The sequence below is a fragment of the Rhodococcus sp. DN22 genome, assembly GCF_036669995.1.
In the GTDB taxonomy this organism is placed as follows: domain Bacteria; phylum Actinomycetota; class Actinomycetes; order Mycobacteriales; family Mycobacteriaceae; genus Rhodococcus_F; species Rhodococcus_F erythropolis.
This window is the reverse complement of sequence record NZ_CP133326.1, coordinates 3,185,769-3,206,958: the sequence shown is the minus strand read 5'-3', so window position 1 is coordinate 3,206,958 and position 21,190 is coordinate 3,185,769. Positions and strand designations below refer to the sequence as shown.

At 62.9% G+C, this 21,190-nt stretch carries 16 protein-coding genes; 11 read left to right on the top strand and 5 right to left on the bottom strand.

Annotated elements, in window-relative coordinates:
* Window positions 1-33: 33 nt before the first annotated feature.
* Window positions 34-2,121, bottom strand: a complete 2,088-nt coding sequence (locus tag RA302_RS14765) for a glycosyltransferase (RefSeq protein ID WP_030536373.1) — start codon at window positions 2,119-2,121, stop codon at window positions 34-36.
* Window positions 2,122-2,173: 52 nt separating this feature from the next.
* Here RA302_RS14765 and RA302_RS14760 point away from each other — a divergent pair, with 52 nt between their 5' ends.
* Entirely contained in the window at window positions 2,174-2,485 is a 312-nt protein-coding gene (locus RA302_RS14760) for a hypothetical protein (RefSeq protein ID WP_030536374.1), read from the top strand.
* A gap of 421 nt (window positions 2,486-2,906) precedes the next feature.
* Here RA302_RS14760 and RA302_RS14755 read toward each other — a convergent pair whose 3' ends face one another.
* Complete coding sequence (locus RA302_RS14755; protein WP_080712736.1) at window positions 2,907-3,704, bottom strand: metalloregulator ArsR/SmtB family transcription factor; 798 nt, start codon at window positions 3,702-3,704, stop codon at window positions 2,907-2,909.
* A 411-nt stretch (window positions 3,705-4,115) separates the two neighbouring features.
* Between RA302_RS14755 and RA302_RS14750 the strand changes: the two genes are divergently transcribed.
* Window positions 4,116-5,531, top strand: a complete 1,416-nt coding sequence (locus RA302_RS14750; protein WP_003944885.1) for an NAD(P)/FAD-dependent oxidoreductase — start codon at window positions 4,116-4,118, stop codon at window positions 5,529-5,531.
* Between the two features lie 83 nt (window positions 5,532-5,614).
* On the opposite strand, the gene RA302_RS14745 is transcribed toward RA302_RS14750, so the two are convergent.
* Window positions 5,615-6,043 carry a PaaI family thioesterase gene (locus RA302_RS14745; RefSeq protein WP_003945020.1) on the bottom strand — a complete coding sequence of 143 codons (429 nt, stop codon included), beginning with the start codon at window positions 6,041-6,043 and terminating at the stop codon, window positions 5,615-5,617.
* Window positions 6,044-6,279: 236 nt separating this feature from the next.
* The gene (locus tag RA302_RS14740) at window positions 6,280-7,062 is read right to left on the bottom strand and encodes a hypothetical protein (RefSeq protein WP_003944809.1); all 783 of its coding nucleotides are present in this window, start codon (window positions 7,060-7,062) and stop codon (window positions 6,280-6,282) included.
* Window positions 7,063-7,264: 202 nt separating this feature from the next.
* Here RA302_RS14740 and RA302_RS14735 point away from each other — a divergent pair, with 202 nt between their 5' ends.
* From RA302_RS14735 to RA302_RS14725, 3 genes are read left to right on the top strand one after another with little or no spacing between them, the layout of a single operon-like run.
* Window positions 7,265-8,725, top strand: a complete 1,461-nt coding sequence (locus RA302_RS14735; protein WP_073512408.1) for an iron ABC transporter permease — start codon at window positions 7,265-7,267, stop codon at window positions 8,723-8,725.
* A complete protein-coding gene (locus RA302_RS14730) occupies window positions 8,722-9,813 on the top strand; it encodes an iron chelate uptake ABC transporter family permease subunit (protein WP_003944960.1) in 1,092 nt (363 codons plus the stop codon). Before RA302_RS14735 ends, RA302_RS14730 begins: the two co-directional genes overlap by 4 nt.
* Window positions 9,810-10,661, top strand: a complete 852-nt coding sequence (locus RA302_RS14725) for an ABC transporter ATP-binding protein (protein ID WP_030536377.1) — start codon at window positions 9,810-9,812, stop codon at window positions 10,659-10,661. The genes RA302_RS14730 and RA302_RS14725 overlap by 4 nt, the downstream gene beginning before the upstream one ends.
* 10 nt (window positions 10,662-10,671) lie before the next feature.
* On the opposite strand, the gene RA302_RS14720 is transcribed toward RA302_RS14725, so the two are convergent.
* Window positions 10,672-13,248 (bottom strand): phosphatidylglycerol lysyltransferase domain-containing protein, encoded by a 2,577-nt coding sequence (locus tag RA302_RS14720; RefSeq protein WP_030536378.1) that lies wholly within the window; start codon window positions 13,246-13,248, stop codon window positions 10,672-10,674.
* Between the two features lie 191 nt (window positions 13,249-13,439).
* On the opposite strand from RA302_RS14720, the gene RA302_RS14715 reads away from it, so the two are divergent.
* The 6 genes from RA302_RS14715 (at window position 13,440) to RA302_RS14690 (ending at window position 21,190) form a co-directional block, all read left to right on the top strand.
* The gene (locus RA302_RS14715) at window positions 13,440-13,853 is read left to right on the top strand and encodes a BlaI/MecI/CopY family transcriptional regulator (protein ID WP_003944876.1); all 414 of its coding nucleotides are present in this window, start codon (window positions 13,440-13,442) and stop codon (window positions 13,851-13,853) included.
* A gap of 25 nt (window positions 13,854-13,878) precedes the next feature.
* Window positions 13,879-14,832: a M56 family metallopeptidase gene (locus RA302_RS14710; RefSeq protein ID WP_007730909.1), complete on the top strand. Its 954-nt coding sequence runs from the start codon at window positions 13,879-13,881 to the stop codon at window positions 14,830-14,832.
* Between the two features lie 261 nt (window positions 14,833-15,093).
* Window positions 15,094-17,064 (top strand): DEAD/DEAH box helicase, encoded by a 1,971-nt coding sequence (locus RA302_RS14705; protein WP_030536379.1) that lies wholly within the window; start codon window positions 15,094-15,096, stop codon window positions 17,062-17,064.
* Between the two features lie 217 nt (window positions 17,065-17,281).
* On the top strand, window positions 17,282-18,739 hold the full coding sequence (gndA, locus tag RA302_RS14700; protein WP_007730904.1) for an NADP-dependent phosphogluconate dehydrogenase: 1,458 nt from the start codon (window positions 17,282-17,284) through the stop codon (window positions 18,737-18,739).
* A 62-nt stretch (window positions 18,740-18,801) separates the two neighbouring features.
* On the top strand, window positions 18,802-20,304 hold the full coding sequence (locus tag RA302_RS14695) for a DEAD/DEAH box helicase (RefSeq protein ID WP_003944962.1): 1,503 nt from the start codon (window positions 18,802-18,804) through the stop codon (window positions 20,302-20,304).
* 4 nt (window positions 20,305-20,308) lie between these two features.
* Entirely contained in the window at window positions 20,309-21,190 is an 882-nt protein-coding gene (locus tag RA302_RS14690) for a DMT family transporter (RefSeq protein ID WP_030536380.1), read from the top strand.

Here is a 21,190-nt window from a genome sequence, read left to right as displayed (position 1 = left end):
TTCAGCGAATCCGATTTCGTTTTGGTGGTGGTCTCACAGTGCGAAGCGTCGTGAGTATTCGGATTCGATTGCGCCCGAACGAATCAGGCTGCGTGTGGAGGCGATGCCGGGCGACAGCGTCAGGCACGTGAGCGCTCCCCCGGCACTCGCATCCACCAGGTAGTCGCCCAGAGTTCGGTAGTGACCCGCCCATTGTCCGAATGCTGCGGGATCTGACTCCGGATCCGCAATCTCATCGAGAATTTGCTCGAAGGCGCGCGAATGTACGAGAACGGCGTGGACTCCACGGTTCTCAGGACTGGTGCGCAAGAGTGCCGAACCGTCGAGCAGAGCTCCGTCCCTCGATTTCGGGTCGTGTCCGAGGTGGACGACATCCCAATCGCCGTGATCCAACTCTTCGCGGGCATGGCCAAGGATCGATGCGGCGGCATCCAGCAAACTGACGTCGTCAGCGGCGATGAGGACCGAATCCCAGCCCTTCTCAGTCGCCCGAGCGAGCGCACGACGCCACGAGACGGTGAAGGCCGCGTCCTGATTCATCGCGTCCTCGAAAGCCGACACTCTTTCCACCGCTGTTACGCGCGGTAAGCGAATGAATCTATGCCAGGACGCTTTCCATCTGTCGATGTCAAGATCGAGATTCACGACGGCAACACCGAGGTCCGACTGAGAATCCTCGACAACGGGGTTGGGTTCTCCCCCTACTCGGACAGGCGACAGTGGGCGATCGAGCACAACGTCGACTGCGCCTCGCTCGAGCAGATAAGCCGCCAGTGAGAAGTCGGACGGCACGGGTCCGTTGATCCTTCGTGAGAGTTCGTCTCGCAAAGTTCCGTATGTCGCCGCGCGAACAATCAGTGCAGCTCCGACCAGATCTTCGCCGTGTGCGTGGATGACAGCCGTATCGGCTTCGGCGGGGAGGTCGTCGACGATGTTCCGTAGCTTGTACATAACCGCGGGTTCGATCACGCGCGCCTCGTCCAGAAAAACCACCGACTTCCAGCCCAGCAGAATTGCCTTGTCGAGTCCGGCGACGAACGCAGAGACCGTCCTCCACCCATCCGGACCGTCGTCCTCCGCCGGAATGGCACGGTGAACGGTCAGTTCGATCGACTCGGCCTCCGCCAGGCATGAACGCCACGGAGCGACTCGGCCGTCGTCGCTGAGAACGACCACCCCACCGAAGACCAACTCGGGTCGCTGGACGCTCAGCTCGGCACGGCGACGAATCTCGGGATACGAATCACCGAGGTACCTGGAGAACTGACGATGGAGTGAGTCGAGATCCCATCCGACCTCACTCCAACCGAGCAGGTAATTGTGAACACGATCTTCCCAGTTTATTCGATACGGGACACCGGCCGGGCGCTCGAATCGATGGTGCCAACCAAATGTCGGAAGGCAGACGACCTTTCCGCCGTTGATCCGGAACTTCTCGTGGATGTATCCCTCTTCACCGCCGAATCCGGTGAAGTGCGAGTTCAATCCCGGCCATGCCTCACGCCTGCAGGCAAATGAGCCGAGGCCCTGCATGACGATCTCGAAAGGCACGTCAGGGTGTTGCTTCGCTCGCGGATCAACTCCCCACGAGCCGAACATCCCGTTGCGCCACTTGGGGTCCATGTGGGTGGCCGCGATGTGCGAGGAATCCTGGGAGAGCATCGGTCCCTGGATCAGATCGTCGGTTTCCGGGTCCGCATCGAAATACGCCAGCAACGCCGACAACGATCCCGGTGCCAAGATCACGTGGGAGTCGAGGACCAGGACGTACTTTCCTGTTGCCTTGCGGAACAGGACGTCCCGCACCGCAGTCGATCGAACGTCGGTGAACGGAACGTAGCGGAACCGATCGATACACCCCCCAAACGATTCGAGCATCGGCGCCGGCAACCCCTCGGGGTTGTTGTCCAACAAGACGAATTCGACTCTGTCCAGAACCTCGCGATGATGGACCAAGATCGAGTGGATCGTGAAGTACGCGCCGTCGAAATCGTCGTAGGTCGCGATCGCGATAGTCAGATCGGCCGGTTCTCCGTGCGGTGGAGTCTCCTTCACCTGAACCGACCCCGCGCTCTGAAACTTCTTCAGAGCGCGGTGTAGCGCGACATCGAACTCTGTCATCGTCGGTGTTCCCCCTCGGAACCAGTCGCGTCGTGTCGGCTACGTAGGTTCCGTGGGATTCGTCGGCTGGGTCGGAGGGGTCGGGAAGGTCGGCTCGGTGCGAGTGGTTGGCACTGTCGGTACGGTTGGCACAGTCGGGACGGTCGGCTCCGTCGGCACAGTCGGCCCGGTCGGCTTAGCCGTCGTCGTTCCACCGGAACCTGACGAGCTACCGGTTGATCCGGCACCTGTGGAACTTCCAGACGATCCCGAACTCCCGGAACTACCCGAACTGCCTGACGATCCCGAACTTCCCGATGATCCGGGGTTGCCCGGCTCGTTTCCGCCCGGCTGGTTCCCTCCCGGAGTATGGCCACCGGGCTGATTCCCGCCTGGTTGTTCGCCGCCTGGTTGATTCGGGTTCTGCTGGCCACGACTTGGCGCTCCGGAGAGATTCGGCGTGTCTCCGGCTGCGAAGGCCGGCGCCGCACCACCGAGGCTGATCGACGTCACGACGGGCACAGTTACCGCCGAGGCCGCTAGAACTGTCTTGACGAACTTGCGTCGATCAACCGGAACATTCTGAAAAGCGTCGTCGCCCATAGTGTTTCTCCCATGCGTCCGAGACGAGGTCGTCCTCACTCGATGTCGGGCAAAACGCTAGCATCCTTCCGGCAACTTTACAGACTGAACCCGCCGAAATTTGGTTCTTATGCGAAGTTGAGACCGGACTGGGCCGGCAATTCGGACGGGAGTACGACAATTCCCTCCAGCACAGGGAGCACGTTTGTCCTGTTCCATCACCGTCAGCCGGCCGGCATCTCCCACGGCGCCACCGGAAGAGTGCTTCCGGTTTCGAGGTAGGACTTCAGGTTCGACAACACCGCCGACCATCCACCGGCCACCTCCATGCGAGCCGATTCGTCCGCCAAATCGGTGTGCTTGACGGTCAGTCGCACGATCGCGCCGAAGGCTTCGATGTCGAAACTCACCCGAGAGATGTCGACGCCCGGTTCGCCGTTCGGATCAGCCCAGGTGGTGACCAACCTCGACGGAGGGTTGCTCTCGACTACGGTGCCGACTACATCGGCAATGTTCGAACCGTCGATCCGGCGGTGCTCCCAGGTCGATCCCGGCTGCCAGTCGGAGACGTTGCTGTGTCCCCAATACTCTGCGGTGGCCTGTGCGTCGGTGAGCGCTTTCCAGACGTTGTCCGCCGTGCTCGCAATGTAGGTGACGTACACAAAACTAGGCTTGTCGGTCATGGCTTCCTCCGCAATTTTTTTGACGGTACTGAGCGCACGAAGGCGCGGTACCTCGAACTTGTTGATCCACCGCTCTCGAATCTCCTCGAGCGCAACGGGATTGAGATAGTGAAGCTTTGCCCTCCCCTGTCGGACCGTGCTGATCAGATTGGCGTCCTCGAGCATGGTGAGGTGTTGAGTGACAGCTTGCCGACTCATGTCGAGGCTGTCGCACAGCTCGCCGAGCGACTGACCGTTGGCTACGAACAAGCGGTCCAGGAGAAGCCTTCGTGTGGGATCGGCCAGTGCTTTGAAGGCTGCATTCATCCGGTCGTTCACAACTTCACAATATGCAAGCATTTACTTGCATGTCAACGGTTGGGCGTGCCGGGTTTCGAAAGTTGGGACGGATGAGGTGTGATGTCTCTAGGCAGATGTGATCTGAATCCCGGATTACACCGTAAGAGAGGTTGGGCACATGGACTGGGCAGCAATTGGAGTGGGTGTCGGGTATGCCTCGGTGGCCCTGTCGATCCTGGTTTTCGTCGGCGGGTGCATCGCACTGTTCATCTTGTCCGTCCGCCAGTAGCTGACACCTCGACAAAGTGGTGATCACCCCGGGGTCCGGCCAAGCCGATCACCTCGGGAGCGATCACCCTCGAGGCCGCTTGATCGATTCGGACACACCGGCGCGCGTCGGACTGCTCGCAGAGAAGCTCGGCCGCGGTGGGACTACCGTAGGACTGTCGCCTAGAACTCGAGGAGTACGGAATGAGCATCCAGTCGGTTGAACCGCACCGCCATCGCGTAGTGGTGATCGGTTCCGGCTTCGGAGGATTGTTCGGCACTCAGGCTCTCAAAAAAGCCGATGCCGACATCACGATGATCGCGCGTACAACCCACCATCTGTTTCAGCCGCTCCTCTATCAGGTTGCGACCGGCATCCTCTCGGTCGGTGACATCGCTCCCGCCACGAGACTGGTGCTGCGCAAGCAGAAGAACGCACAGGTACTGCTCGGTGAGGTCGAGACCATTGATCTCGAGAATCAGACCGTGACCTCGCGCCTGCTCGAACGCGTCACGGTTACGCCGTTCGACAGTCTGATCGTGGCAGCCGGTGCCGGTCAGTCGTACTTCGGCAACGACCAGTTCGCGGAGTTCGCTCCCGGAATGAAAACGATCGACGACGCCCTCGAACTGCGCGGACGAATCCTCGGGGCCTTCGAACAGGCCGAACTGTCGGACGATCCCGCCGAGCGTGCGCGCTTGCTCACCTTCGTCGTTGTCGGCGCCGGCCCCACCGGCGTGGAGTTGGCCGGGCAGATCGCCGAGCTTTCCCGTCGAACGCTGGACGGCGCGTTCCGCAAGATCGATCCTCGTGAAGCGCGCGTCGTGCTCCTCGACGGCGCCCCTGCCGTGTTGCCCGTGTACGGCGGGAAGCTCAGCCGCAAGGCTGCCGAGACGCTCGAGAAGCTCGGCGTCGAGATCCAGCTCGACGCGATGGTCACCGACGTGGACAACGACGGTCTGATCATCAAGGAGAAGGACGGCACGCTTCGCCGTATCGAGTCGCAGTGCAAGGTGTGGTCCGCCGGCGTGCAGGCCAGCCCCCTCGGCAAGCAGCTCGCAGAACAGAGCGGCGGAGAAACCGACCGCGCCGGCCGCGTCATGGTCAATCCCGACTTGTCTCTGCCCGGGCACCCCAACGTCTTTGTCATCGGCGACATGATGTCGCTCGACAAGCTTCCCGGTTTGGCTCAGGTTGCCATGCAGGGTGGCAAGTACGCGGCCAAGCAGATCAAAGCGTCACTGGACGGCAAGTCCCCGTCGGAACGAGTTCCGTTCAAGTACTTCGACAAGGGCAGTATGGCAACGATCTCGCGCTTCAGCGCGGTAGCCAAGGTGGGCAAGCTCGAGATCAGCGGCTTCATCGGGTGGGTTGCCTGGCTGGCAATTCACCTCCTCTACCTCGTCGGATTCCGTTCCCGTGCCTCGACGCTGTTGTCATGGGCGGTGACGTTCTTCGGGCGTGGCCGTGCTCAGATGGCGTCCACCGAGCAGCAGGTCTTCGCGCGAAACGCGATGGGCGAATTGGAGAAGAAAAACAAGGAAGCGACGGAGTCCGGCAGCGCTTCGAATGGCGAAGCCAAGAAGGCTGCCGGCAAGCAGCAGAAGGCCGCCGGCTGATCAACACCTGAGTGACCGGCGGAGGGCGGCTGTGGAGTTCAACTCCACAGCTGCCCTCCGTCATTCGATCGACTGCCGTGTTGTCAGTTTCCGATCTTCGCCACCTCGGTGATGTTCGCGAGGCGAACCTGTCCCTTGGAAACGAGTCGGTCGTTCTCGTCGGTGATGCGAACTTCCCAGAGTTGCTGGGTGCGTCCGCGATGAATCGGGGTGGCTTCAGCGGTGAGAGTGCCCTCCCGCGTTGCGCGCAGGAAGTCGGTGTTGTTGTTGACTCCGACCACGTGTCCTCGCTCACCCAGCCACACGGTGCCACCGACGCTGGCGAGAGACTCCACCACCGAGCAGTACACACCCCCGTGCTGTATCCCGGCGGGCTGGTGCAGCGTGGGCTTGACGGTCCATTGCGCCCGCACGCGATCTGGGCTCAGTTCGGTGTATTCCAGGCCGATGGTGGCGTCGAAGCCCGTTCCGAGCCGTTTCATCATCTCTGCGGTCTCAGCAGTGTCGACCATGCCATCTCCATCTGTGATTCTCTGGCGCCGGTGTGGCTGCCACTCCCTACCTGATTACACGAGAGGTAACTCGAGCTTGGAATCAGGTCTGGAAAAAGAACCGGCGGGTTTCACATCATTCGATGTGAAACCCGCCGTGGGAAGGACCGGGAGTCTCTGCAGCCCTCAGGACTCCGGCGCGGTCCGGCAGTTTCGTCACTCTCGCGGGGTGTAGCTCTCCGCGCGGTGTTCCACAATCATAGGCAAGGCTGACCTAATTTAGCAAGCCCTTCGTCGAACTGGTTCCAACGAGGACGTAGCGAGACCTTGCGGCGTGCACGCACGGGCAGTCCGGCGGCGACAAAAGCGTCCAGCAGCCCCTGCCCGCGGCGCTGAGCGGCTGATTCGCCCCCGCCGGCCAAGATGGGGACATATGCCGCTGCGCCCAGGATCGACTCCCCTACCAAGCCCCAGAATCTGAACTGGTCGACGGGCGCACACCTGGAGACGGCGTCGTAGATCGCCCGTAGCGAGGTCAGGCAACGGTGCGCGGTCCAGACGAGGAGCGCTTCTTCGCACGGCATGTCGACGACGCCGTCACTGCCGGACTCCCGTCCGTTCGGCGCAACGCGCAGAGTTTCGTCGATCACCCCGGCCCAGTCGATACCGCCGTCGCTGTCCATGTGGATGAACAGGTTCTCGAGGCCTGGATCCCAAGCGGCACCTTCGGAGACGATCGATGCGGCAACCCTGCCGACCACAGCGTGAATCAGTGATGTTGCGACCTGTATCGCCGCAGCTTCGGCACTGTCGAGATCCTGGAGCGAGCGGGCGAACATCTGATGCACCCGATCCCCGCACAAGCCTTCACTCAACTGCCACCAACGCCGTTTGCCTTCACCTGACATGGCGGCAACCGCGTAGACGCGCGGGTAGTCAGGGTTGAGTGCTCGTAGGCGAACGCTGGTGCGGCTCAATGCGTTCGACCGGAGTTCGAATTCACGAACATCCGCATGCTGGGTGGTCAAGGTGATTGTCACCGTGCACTCCAATCGGCCGAAGTTGTCTTGTGGTTCTTAATGTAGGTTAGCCTCACCATAATTCAAGAGTAAAGAACTGTGACGCTGGGCACCGCATATTCACAGGAACTTGCCCCGCAAGGAGCACACCCACATAGGGTTCCGTAACCTAAGATGCGAATTCCCTGCGCACAAAGACCAGGAGCTCGAACCGCCAGTGACGATGATCAAACCGCTCGGGAACGGACATCCCCGAGGACCCAGCGAGACGTACGGACGGCGCATAGTGCCGCGCGGCCCGGCTCCTGTCCGAATGCGTGTTCTAGCTGGGATTTTCGACGCGGGGGTGTTCCTGCTTCCGTTGCTCGTCGGCTGGTACGTCGTTCAGTCGCTCCGAGACGAGAACGGTGGCGGCGAAGCCGACCGCGCAGTATTCGGTGGGACGGCAATAGCCATTGCCGTTGGTCTCCTCGTGTGGAACCTGGGATTCCGCGAAGGTGCCACAGGCCGGACCTCGGGAAAGGGATGGGTAGGTCTGGTCACGCGTGACGCGAAGACAAAGCAGCCCATCGGTGTTCGCCGGGCTCTGCGCAGGCCGTTCGATCGAACCGGTATCGAGGTGGTCCGTGAAAGCACGGCGCGCGAAGAAGGGTTCGAGGAACTCGCGCGCGACAACAGCGTCGGGGCAACTCGTCGACGCCGGCTGATCGGTCTCGCGGTGCTCACGGTTCTTCTCGCGCTCGTCATGCTCGCGAGCATCGCGGTGGGCGCACGTCCGCTGACGTTTGCCGAGATCTTCCACGCCATCTTCAGTTCGGACGGCACCCAGACGGACATCATCGTGCGAACGTTGCGCGCTCCGCGGACCATCCTGGGTCTTGTCGTCGGCATCGCACTCGGTATCGCCGGCGCCCTGATTCAGGGACACACGCGTAACCCGTTGGCAGATGCCGGACTACTCGGCCTCAACGCCGGCGCGGCTTTCTTCGTAGTCATGGCGATCTATCTCTTCGGCTTCACCGCACCGAGTCAGTACCTCTGGTTCGCGTTTGCAGGATCGTTCGTCGCCAGCATCGTCGTCTTCGGCTTGTCCTCCATCGGAAACGGCGGCGCAAGTCCTCTGAGTCTGGCTCTGGCGGGCGCGGCCGTCGCGTTCTTCCTGCAAGCCATGACCAACGCCGTGATAATCCTCGACCAGACGAGCCTGGACGCCTACCGTTTCTGGGTAGTCGGGTCGGTGTCCGGTCGCGGGTTCGACGTTCTCTGGCAGGTCCTCCCCTTCCTGATACTCGGGTTGGTCATCGCCCTGGCGAGTACGCCTGGTCTCAATGTCCTCAGCCTTGGTGAAGACGTCGCAAAAGCGTTGGGAACGAACATCGCGTTCAGTCGCACCCTCGGCATCATCGCGATCACCCTGCTGACCGGCGCCGCGACCGCAGCGTGTGGACCTATCGCGTTCATCGGATTGGTGGTCCCCCACGTGGCCCGGGCCATCACCGGACCCGACTATCGCTGGCTGGTCCCGTACGCGGGCTTGCTCGGTGCGGTCATGTTGATCACCGCGGACATCATCGGTCGCGTAGTCGTGCGCCCCGGCGAGTTGCAGGTCGGAATCATCCTGGCCCTCTTCGGCGCCCCGTTCTTCATCGCTCTCGTACGCCGCAGGAAGTTGGCAAGTCTGTGACGCTCAAGCAAGAACTCCGGGTACTCCCCCGGACCGTCCCCTCACGTAAGTCGATTCGTATCGGTGGATTCTCGCTGGTCTACCGTCCACTCGCGGTGTCGGTGTGCATTGCGCTCGCGGTCGCACTCTTCCTTCTGCTCTGCATCAACATCGGACGCGGCGACTATCCGATCTCGATCCCCGATGTCATTTCCGTCCTGCTCGGTAATGGAAGCAAGACACAGAACCTGATCGTCTTCGATCTCCGACTTCCTCGATCGCTCACCGCACTCTTCATCGGCATGGCACTCGGTATTGCCGGTGCGGTCACCCAGACGATCGCTCGCAACGCCCTCGCCAGCCCCGACATCCTCGGAATCACGGCCGGATCGAGTGCTGCCGCGGTTGCTCTCATCGTGCTCGGTGGTGGCGGGTCGTTCGTGGGACTGCTTGCCACACTGGGGATTCCGTTGGCTGCACTCTGCGGCGGCCTACTGACAGCAGTGGTGATCTACGCCTTGGCGTGGCGCAAGGGCGTCGAGGGGTTCCGCCTCATCCTGATCGGTATCGGCATCAACGCCATGCTGGTGGCAGCGACGGGATGGCTCCTCATCTCGGCGGACATCAACGATGCTTCCCGCGCACAGGTGTGGCTCAACGGTTCACTCAACGGTGCCACCTGGAATCAGATGTGGCCGGTAGCCATCGCCGTCGCAGTAGTCGGCGGCTACGCGGTGATCGCATCGTTCACCATGGGAGCGCTGCGGTTGGGCGACGACAACGCCACCTCACTCGGTGTTCGCTTGCAATCATCGCAGGCCAAACTGTTGCTCTCCGCCGTGGCGCTGGCCGCCATCGCAACCGCCGCAGCAGGTCCGGTCGGCTTTGTCGCCCTGGCTGCGCCACAGGTCGCTATGCGTCTGGTGCGCTCTGCCGGCCCGCCCATCGTGGCGTCCGCGCTGACCGGTGCTGTACTGGTGGTCGGCAGCGACGTCATCGCTCGAACAATTCTGCCTGTGGAACTCCCCGTCGGAATCGTGACTTCCGCACTTGGTGGTCCGTTCCTGCTCTACCTGTTGGTTCGTAACAATCGGAAGGTCACAGCATGACCACCATCGCCCAGTCCACCGATACTCCTTCGCGTCTCGTCGCCAAGAACCTGACGCTCGGGTACGGGGACCGCATCATCGTCGACGGACTCGATCTCGAGATCCCTACCGGCGTGATCACGACGGTCATCGGCCCCAACGGTTGCGGCAAGTCGACGCTCCTGCGTGCGCTCGGTCGTCTGCTCAAGCCCAAGGGCGGATCGGTTGTCCTGGACGGCAAGGCGATCAGTTCGATGAAGACCAAGGAAGTCGCACGGGTGCTCGGAATGCTCCCCCAGACTCCAGTTGCGCCCGAAGGACTCACCGTCGCCGATCTGGTCTCACGTGGGCGCCACCCGCACCAGTCGTGGATCAGGCAGTGGTCCGCGGACGACGAGGGCGAGGTCGCCGAAGCGCTGGAGCTGACCGGTGTCTCGGATCTCGCCGATCGACCCGTCGATCAATTGTCCGGCGGTCAGCGCCAGCGAGCCTGGATCTCGATGGCTCTCGCCCAGGGAACCGACATTCTGCTTCTCGACGAACCGACTACCTATCTGGACCTCGCGCACTCGATGGAAGTCCTCGACCTGGTGGATCAACTCCACGAGGAAATGGGGCGCACCGTGGTGATGGTTCTGCACGACCTCAATCTCGCGGTCAGATACAGCGATCATCTGATCGTGATGCGCGACGGCGCCGTCGTCGCTTCTGGTGTCCCCAAGGACATCATTTCCGCGGAACTTCTGCTCGACGTATTCGGTCTCGAAGCTGCGGTCATCGACGATCCCGTCTCGGATCGGCCGCTGATCGTTCCGATCGGAACCCGGCACGTGTTCGGCGCCGTCGGCGGGCCGGCAAAGCCTGCGTGACGATCGCGAATCAGCGACCCAGAATCGTCCGAACAAGTTTGAATCCCTGACCGATCGTCACGGTCGGCAGGTACGCCCGTCCGACCGCGTTCCCGATGCTCGGCAACGCGGCTGGATCGGCGAAGGTCATGTGCATCGGCACGTACCGAGGCTGGAACTTCGATTTGAAGGCCAACAGCGAACGAAATCCGTACACCGGTTCCAGGGTGCGACCGAGCAGGTCGAGCACGCTGTCCATCATCGCCGAGAAAGTCGTGGCCTCCGGTTCGTTCGCATTCCTCTCGGAATCACCGGCGATTGTTGCCAACGGTGCACCGGACAGACTGAGGAACTCGACGTCCTCCTCCTCCTCCAATTTCAGTGCAGCGGAGGCGATGAGGAACTCCATCGCGGGACGGAATCCTTCGGAGCGTCGCCTCATGAAGTCGAGTGTCCACCCGACGACTTTGCCGTCGCGGTACACCGGTAGCCACGACGTGACACCGTGCACGGTGCGATCCTCGTCGACGGCGATCAGGCACCGCACTTGTTCGTCGTCGATCTCGTCGAGTCCGCCGAGGGTGAATCCCATCTCGGGCATCCCCTTGTCCGCCACCCATTCCTCCGAGATCGCAACTATCTGATCCTTGATCGCGAGAGGTGCATGAGGGAAGGAAATCCACTCGGCCGTGATCCCGGACTTCTTCGCCCGGTTCAGTGCTGTTCGCACATCCTGGAACCGCTTTCCTGTGAACGCGACCTGTCCGAGGTCGAGCACGGTTTCCTCGGCGACCTGCAGGCCGCTCCAGCCCATGGAATCAGTGATGCTTCGGGCGTCGTCGGTCACTGAATAGAAGCAGGGAATCCAACCGTTCGACGAAGCGAACTCGGCAAACTCCTCGATCGCCGTGCGCATGCGATCTGGAGGACCGACCGGATCACCGGTTGTGAGAGCAACACCGGCGATGACGCGATACGCGACGTAACTCGAACCGTCCGCGCTGAACCAGTATGTGTTTCCCTTCCACGTCGTCATCCAGGACAACGGGCTGCCGGTACCGGCGATCAACATGGATCGTGCTCGTTCGGCGGCTTTGGGATCGGCGGTCTTGACCGGCTTGAGGAAACTCACGAACACCAACACGGCGGCGACGCCCCAGAACACGACGCCGGTCCACTCGAAGAGCAACGTCGACTCGATGTCCACGGGAAGCAGACGCGGATCGATCAACTGCAGGTACACGGGCGGTACAAGGCGCTGAGGGAAGTCCGCGAGCAACATCGTTACGGTGGGCTCGCGATCGAACCCGTGCCTGGCGAGCATTCCGCCGCCGACGTAGATCACGGCGAGGACCGCGAGCAAGGTCACGATCGCAGCACCGAGACGTCGGTATGTCTTGGCCGGGGCCGCGACGTCGAAGTATCGACGTGTCGCGATCAGCAGGATCAGTACGAAGAGCGGTGTCAGGAACGGCACCAGAGTTCGGTACACGTTCGGATCGCTGATTCCGTAGAACAAGCTGTCACTGTCGACGGCGTCGACGAACCTGATGACGAAGTTCCCGATCGAGAGGACGAGTAGGACTACCTGAGCACACACTGTCGCAATCCAGGCAAATCTGCGGCCACGACGGAGCCCGTCACTCAACACGAGAACGAAGATCGACGGCATCAGCGAGAGCAGAGTCGGGCCGATACCGGAGAGTCTGAGCTCGAGGAGTCCTCGTCGGCAGTCCGGATCCGACGAGGACTCCTCACACAGTTCTCGAACCTCGGCGACAGTCCAGGGAACTCCGCGGAAGAGGTCACGGAGGACCGCGAGTGGGCCGACCGCCTGCGGGGACAATGCGGCGATCATCGGGCCGATCGCACTCGCCGCGACGACGATGGCGACCAGGACGCGACCCTCTCGCTGTGTCCCGGCGATGCGCTCACCGCGCGCCGATCGTCCGACGATCCACTGTCCGATCACCAAACCCACCACAGCGGCAAAGAATCGGATGACGTCTTGCAGCTGACCACTGAACAAGGCCAAAGTGATCGTCAACGCCAAAGTTCCGACGCGAATGCGACGGCGCCACAGGGTGCCCATGTTCGAGCTGGCGGCCATCGCAGCGCCGACGATCCATGCACTGGCTCCGACCGCGGAGCCCACGTGGAGGCGGAATCCCCAACTGGAATCGAACACCTTCGCAAACGACGCCCAGCCGAGCCCGAGCAGGACTCCCAAGATTTGAGTGCTTGCGCCGGCGATCGCAAGCTTGATCGTTCCCATTCGGCGTTCGAGGGGTGCGGCGACTGCGATCAGGAGCACGGTCGCGCCGAGGTACCCGAGCAGGTTTCCTGCCCACAGCACGGACGTGAGCGGAGTCCAGATGCGGCCGTGCTGGATCGAGCCCATTCCGGCACCGATCGTGTGCTCGAGATCGCGGGACGGTCCGTGAACGAGGCTGCCGGTTGCGGCACCCACGATCCACATGGTGAGAAGTAGAACGACCGTCAATGGTGCGTCGCGAATGCCGAAACGGATGATGCCGGCAGCTTTCTGCGTGACTACCCGCGCCCGTGATGTCGATTCTTCGGTGCCCGGCGAACTGTCGATCGTCATCTACGTGCGGCTACTTTCTGCGGATCGACTGTTGGCTTGCAATTATCGGGCATCGTCATTGTCGGGAATTCCGTCGTCTCACACCACCGTAACCGTCACGCAGATCACTATGGCCAATACCACACCCCCACCGAGGTGGTTACTACTACCAGTAGTACGTATTTCGTCGTGGAAGTCCGTAGAATCGAAGAATGGCAGGTCTAGGTGAACTCGAACGCGCGGTGATGGATCATTTGTGGTCCACATCGGAACCGCAAACTGTGCGACAGGTGCATGAAGCACTCGCGACGCATCGCGAATTGGCGTACACGACGGTAATGACCGTTCTGCAGCGCCTGGCGAAGAAGCATCTGGTGATTCAGCAGCGTGACGATCGCGCACATCGCTATCTTCCCGTCAACAAACGCGAAGAACTGGTCGCGAGTCTGATGGTCGACGCGCTGGCCCAGGCTCCGGAGTCCGGCGGTCGCGCCGCGGCGCTCGTCCACTTCGTGGGACAGGTCAATGCTGACGAAGCCGATGCTCTCCGCGAGGCGCTCGCTGCCCTCGAGGTGCGCGAGTCCGCGAAAAAGGCTGCGCAGCCCGGAATTTCTAGGCCGAACTGATTTCGTCGTGCATGATGTGTAGGACATGAACGCCACTACTGCACTGGTTTTCGGACTGCTTGCCTTGTTGCTGGCCGGTCCGGTTCCCGCACTCCTGAGCCGCTCCACGTGGCCTTACCGCGCTCCACGCGCGGCGTTGGTTCTGTGGCAAGCCGTCGCAATTGCTGCGGTGCTGTCGGCATTCAGCTCGGGCCTGGCCATTGCCAGCCAGCTGCTCGTTCCCGGCACTGACGGTAGGCCGACGACGGCCCCGACCGCCGAAATCGATGCACTCGGGCTCCCGCTGTGGATTCTGTACGTGGTTGTTTTTGCCCTGACGCTTCTGATCGGCGCGAAGCTGATCTTCTCGATCATCCAGGTCGCTGTGAGAACCCGACGTCGCCGTGCACGTCACCGCGTGTTGGTGGACCTTCTCGACGACTGCGCCATGCCCGCGTCGGTGGAACGCACACCCGATCTGCGGGTACTGGACGTCGACGAACCGATCGCATACTGCCTGCCAGGTCTGCGTCAACGCGTGGTTCTCAGTCAAGGCACTCTGCAGAACCTCGATCATGCCGAGGTCAAAGCCATCCTGACGCACGAGCGTTCCCACCTGCGAGCTCGTCACGATCTGGTCCTCGAGGCTTTCACTGCCGTCAACCACGCGTTCCCCCGTTTCGTTCGTAGCAAGTCGGCCCTGGGATCGGTGCAGCTACTGGTGGAGTTGCTCGCCGACGATTCAGCCGTGCGGGCTACCGGTCCCACTCCCCTCGCGCGGGCGCTTGTCGCGTGTGCCGGATCGACGGCACCCCGCGGGGCAATGGCAGCGGGCGGGCCGTCGACGCTCATCCGAGTGCAACGCCTCTCGGCCGACGACGCAGATCCCCGCATCGCAGTTTTTGCGTATCTCGGGGCGGTCGCGATTCTCGTTGTTCCCACGGTTGCGGTGGCTGTGCCCTGGCTCACCGAACTTCGACTGCTTTTCAACGCATACTGAGTCTTGACCTGCGTAACCCCGTGTAGTAGTGCAGGTCACAGGCGGGGCTACCTGACTTCGGTGTCCCCGGTGGCGTAGAGTGGATCACGGCCACCATCGTGGTCCGTCAACATATAACGGCACACAGCCCAATTCCCCGCAGTATGCGTTCGGATTGCCAGGTGACATGTGCCCTGGCTCGTCCCTTTGCGAACTGTGTCGTGTATTTCAGCATGGCTTCTTCCGCTCCGCGACGTGCCCGTAGTCCGGAGAGGTTTCCGCGTGACCAACGCTGTCCAAATGTCGTCTTCCGAGAACATCGAAGACCCCACCGTCAACACCCCCGCTGCCGAAGAAGCAGTCGCCACCGAGCCGGGTATCACCTTCGCCGAGATCGGCCTGCCCGAGCAGCTTGTTGCCGCATTGGCGCGCAACTCCATCACCGTCCCGTCCCCCATCCAGGCGCAGTCCATCCCGGACGCGCTCGCCGGAACCAACGTTCTCGGCCGCGCACAGACCGGATCGGGCAAGACCCTCGCCTTCGGCCTGCCGATGCTGACCCGCCTCTCACGCCACGAAGATCGCCCGGCCGCCAAGCGTCCCCGCGCACTCGTGCTCGTCCCCACCCGTGAGCTTGCTTTCCAGGTGGTCGACTCCCTCAACTCCTACGCCGGCGCACTCGGACTCACGGTTCGTCCCGCTGTCGGTGGAACGCCGTTCGCCAAGCAGGTCGATCAGCTCCGACGCGGCGTAGACGTCCTCGTCGCAACGCCGGGTCGTCTCGGCGACCACCTGCGTCAGGGCACCTGCATCCTCGACTCGGTGGAAATCACCGCACTCGACGAAGCCGATCAGATGGCAGACATGGGCTTCCTGCCCGAGGTTCGCTCGATCCTCGGTGAGACCCCCGCAGACGGACAGCGTCTGCTGTTCTCGGCAACCCTCGACCGTGAGGTCCAGTCGCTGGTTCGTCAGTTCCTGGCCAACCACGTCACCCACTCCACCGAAGACGGCCGCGCAAGCGTCGACACGATGGAGCACTACGTTCTCCTCGTCGATCGTGGACAGAAGGATTCCGTTCTCGCCGAGATCGGTGCCCGCGACGGACGCACCATCATGTTCGCCCGCACCAAGCTCGGTTGCGAGGGAATCACCGACCGCCTCCGCGCAGTCGGCATCGCTGCCGAGTCGCTTCACGGCGGCAAGGCACAGAACCAGCGCACCCGCGTCCTCGAGCGTTTCAAGAACGGCCGCACCCCGGTCCTCGTCGCAACGGACGTCGCAGCACGCGGCATCCACGTCGACGGCATCGACCTCGTCGTTCACGTCGATCCCCCGGCCGACCACAAGGACTACCTGCACCGCGCTGGTCGTACCGCTCGCGCCGGCGAGAAGGGCACCGTTGTCGCCATCGTGCTGCCGAACCAGAAGCGTCAGTTCAAGCGTCTGACCGGTATGGCCGGCGTCAATGCCGCAGCCGTTGCCGTCACCCCGGGTTCTGCTGAACTTGCTCGCATCACCGGCGCCAAGAAGCCGACCGGAGAACCGTTGCGCGAGAGCTCTTCTCGTGGCGAGCGTTCCTTCGGTGATCGTGGTGGAAGCCGTGGCGGCTACCAGGGCAACCGCTCGTCCGGTGGATACCAGGGCAACCGCTCTTCGGGTGGCTACCAGGGCAACCGCGACGGCGAGAGCCGCGGCGGATACCAGGGTGATCGCTCCAGTGGTGGTTACCAGGGCAACCGCGACAGCCGCCCCTCGACCGGATACCAAGGAAACCGCTCTTCGGGTGGCTACCAGGGCAACCGCGACGGCGAGAGCCGCGGCGGATACCAGGGCAACCGTTCGTCCGGTGGTGGATACCAGGGTGATCGCTCCAGCGGTGGTTACCAGGGCAACCGTGACAGCCGTCCGTCCTACGGAGACCGCGACAGCCGCCCGTCGACGGGTTACCAGGGCAACCGCTCGTCGGGCGGATACCAGGGAAGCCGTGACGGCGAGAGCCGCGGCGGATACCAGGGCAACCGTTCGTCCGGTGGTGGATACCAGGGCAGCCGTGACAACAACCGCTCGTACGGCGATCGCGACAGCCGCCCCTCGACCGGCTACCAGGGCAACCGCTCCTCCGGTGGATACCAGGGAAACCGCGAAGGCGGCGACAACCGTGCAGCCTCGACCAGCGGTGGCGGCTTCCGCAGCCGCACCGACCGTCGTAGCTATGACGGATTCGACGGCCCGAAGCGCGATCAGCGGTAATACCTGCGCTGAGCTGCGGCTCGACAACTGAACACTGAAAACCTTCCGGCTGTGCCGGAAGCTGTATCGAGACGGATGCAGGTCACTGCAATTAAAGTGATCTGCATCCGTGTTTTGTATGCACGGTCTGATGTTCACGCGCGTCGCGGCCGCACCGTTTTCGGCTGCGCACAGCGCAGGATTTCACAGCCGCGGACCGAGAGGGAAAGCTGTAAGCATGTCAACCACTAGCACCGAATCACCCCGAGCTCAGATCGGCGTCACCGGCCTGGCCGTCATGGGTTCGAATATTGCCCGCAATTTCGCCCGCCACGGTCACACCGTTGCCCTGCACAACCGCAGCATCGCGAAGACCGATGCCCTGATCGCCGAGCATGGTTCCGAGGGCGATTTCGTGCGCACCGAGACCGTCGAGGAGTTTGTTGCCGCACTTCAGAAGCCGCGACGCGTCCTGATCATGGTCAAGGCCGGCGCCCCGACCGATGCTGTCATCGAAGAGCTCGCAAACGCCATGGAGCCCGGCGACATCATCATCGACGGTGGCAACTCGCTCTACACCGACACGATCCGTCGTGAAGCGGCGATCCGCGCCCGCGGACTGCACTTCGTCGGCGCCGGTATCTCCGGTGGCGAAGAAGGCGCACTCAACGGTCCGTCGATCATGCCGGGCGGCCCGAAGGAGTCCTACGAGGCTCTCGGCCCGCTTCTCGAGTCCATCTCCGCTCACGTCGACGGCACCCCGTGCTGCACGCACATCGGCCCCGACGGCAGCGGTCACTTCGTCAAGATGGTGCACAACGGCATCGAGTACGCCGACATGCAGCTCATCGGCGAGGCGTACAACCTATTCCGCGACGCTCTGGGCTACGACGCCGGTCAGGTTGCCGACGTCTTCACCGAGTGGAACAAGGGCACCCTCGAGTCCTACCTGATCGAGATCACCGCCGAGGTGCTCCGCCAGGTCGACGCCGAGACGGGCAAGCCTTTGGTCGACGTCATCGTCGACGCTGCCGAGCAGAAGGGCACGGGCCGCTGGACGGTCAAGTCCGCTCTGGATCTGGGCGTGCCGGTCACCGGCATCGCCGAGGCCGTATTTGCTCGCGCACTGTCCGGTAGCCGCAATCAGCGCGCCGCAGCTCAGGCGCAGGGTCTGGCTGCCGGCTCTCTCGGCGACAAGCCTGCTGACGCCGAGCAGTTTGCCGCCGACATCCAGGCCGCGCTGTACGCGTCGAAGATCGTGGCGTACGCGCAGGGCTTCGATCAGATCGCTGCCGGCAGCGCCGAGTACGACTGGAACCTCAAGCCTGCCGACCTGGCGACGATCTGGCGCGGTGGCTGCATCATCCGTGCGCAGTTCCTCAACCGCATCAAGGACGCGTTCGACGCCGATCCGAGCCTGCCGAGCTTGATTCTGGCGCCGTACTTCCGCGAGGCCATCGAGGCAGGCATCGACAGCTGGCGCCGCGTGGTCGCCACCGCGACGATGCTCGGCATTCCGGTACCTGCGTTCGCGTCCTCGCTGTCGTACTACGACGGTCTGCGCGCGGAGCGTCTGCCGGCCGCCCTGACTCAGGGTCAGCGCGACTTCTTCGGCGCGCACACCTACGAGCGCATCGACAAGCCGGGCAAGTTCCACACACTGTGGAGCGGTGACCGCAGCGAAATCGAGGCCTGATTCACAGCGGGTATCGGTAGATGCGGTCATCTGCGTCTACCGATACCCGGTAGCCTGGACAAATGCAGGAATCGACGATCGACTCGCCCACCTCGACCGAAGGGCGTTCGTTCGTCGACCTCGGAATCCCCGCCGTGATGGTGCACGCGTTGCGCCGAAGCGGCATCGATGCCCCCTTCCCCATTCAGTCGGCAACCATCCCCGATGTTCTTGCCGGTCGGGATGTACTCGGGCGCGGTGCGACGGGTTCCGGAAAGACTCTGGCCTTCGGGCTTCCGATGCTGGTGCGCCTCAAGGGTGGGGCGAGCAAGCGGAATCGTCCGCGCGGTTTGGTGCTCGCTCCCACCCGTGAGCTGGCGATCCAGATCCACAAGGCACTCGACGACGCCGCTACCGAGATCGGTTTGCGTGTGGCAAATGCGGTCGGGGGCGTTCCGATCAAGCGTCAGGCCGACATCCTTGCCCGCGGCGTCGATCTGCTGATTGCGACCCCCGGGCGCCTGCTCGACCTACTCGAGCAGAAGTCGGTGATTCTCGACGACGTCGTGATCACGACCATCGACGAAGCCGACCACATGGCAGACATGGGTTTCATCGACGAGGTTGCGAAGATTCTCGACACGACTCCGAAAGACGGTCAGCGTCTTCTCTTTTCGGCGACACTCGACGGCAAGGTCGACGATCTGGTCGCGGGTTACCTGCGCAATCCGGCGTCGCACTCGACTGCTCCCCCGGTTGCGACCGTCTCGACCATGGAGCATCACCTGCTTTTCGTCGACCGCGACGACAAGAGATCCGTTGTCGCACATATCGCTTCGCGCGCGGGGCGGACCATCATGTTCGTCAAGACCAAGCACGGTGTGGATCGTCTTGCGCAGCAACTGCATTTGATCGGCGTCTCGGCCGGGGCTCTGCACGGCGGCAAGACGCAGAACAATCGGACCAAGACCCTCGCGTCGTTCTCCGACGGGACAACACCGGTCCTGGTCGCCACCGATGTCGCCGCGCGCGGAATCCATGTCGACGACGTGACGCTCGTCGTTCACGTCGATCCCCCGGCCGAGGCGAAGGACTACCTGCACCGGGCCGGCCGGACGGCACGCGCCGGGGAATCAGGCGTCGTCGTCACCATCGTCACCGACGAAGAACGTGATTCGGTCGAGAAGTTGACCAAGCAGGCAGGCATCAAGGTTCACGGTGTGCGGGTTCGTCCTGACGATCTTGAACTCACGCGCATCACCGGTGCGATGGAGCCGACGGGAATTCCGGTCGAGGCTCCCGATACGACGGTTGCCGTCAAGCACACCGCCAAGCGTGGCCGTCAGGAACACGACACTGCAGGCCGGACCGCTGCCGGAGGCCGGATGAAGAAGGACGGCGACAAGCGCGCCGCCTCCTCGCGGCGCGTCACCGATCCGAAGAGTGTGAAGAAGATCCGTGCGGACGGCACTCCGGTCCCGACCCGTTCGGAGCGTCTGGCGTCCAAGGGCTTGACCCCGCGTCGCGGCGCACCCGGCGCAGGAAAGCCGTCTGCCGGAAATCGGGCGGGCAAGCGCGCACACTGAGGGAATGGGTGATCTTCCACTGATCTCGGTTCTCTGCGCACTTCTCGCTGCACTGCTCTTCGCGTGCGCTTCGGTCGCTCAGCAACGGGCGGCGTCCGCGGTTCCCGAGGGCGAGGCGTTGGTGGCGTCGTTGATTCGCAGTCCTCGGTGGTGGGCCGGGCTGATCGGTGACGGCGGCGGGTACGTCATGCAGGCCGTTGCACTGTCGTTGGGTTCGGTGTTGGTGGTGCAGCCGCTGATCGTGACCTCGTTGCTGTTCGCGCTGCCTCTCTCGGCCAAATTCTCGGGAATCCGCATCACCCGTTCCGCGTGGTCACTGGCGATCATGCTCGCGATTTCCTTGGCGATCTTCCTCGTCGTCGGCGATCCCACCGAGGGAGACAGCAATGCTTCATGGTCGGATTGGGCTGTGCCCCTGACGATTACGGTCGCAGTGGCCGTGGCCGCAACTGTCGGCGGCTTGTCCAAACTCGACGGCGGCTGGCGCGCACTGCTTCTCGGCTCTGCGGCAGGCATCTTTTACGGCGTCGCCGTCGCATTCACCAAGTACGTCACCGACCTACTCGGCCACGGCGTCGTCGGGGTGATTTCGGCATGGCAGACGTGGGCGCTGATCGCCTCGGGCGCAATCGGGGTCTACCTGCAACAGCGCGCGTTCCAGGTCGGGCCGCTGTCGGCGTCGCTACCCGCCCTGACGATCGGCGAGCCGATCGCGGCCATCTTCCTGGGGATGACAGTGCTCGACGAACGCCTCCGCGTCGACGGTCCCGGAATTGCTCTCATCGGGTGCGCCGTCGCCGTCATGATCATGACCACGATCGCCCTTTCCCGCTCACAAGCGCGCGATACCGAGGGCGCTACGGCGGAATCGACGGTAGGCTCGTGA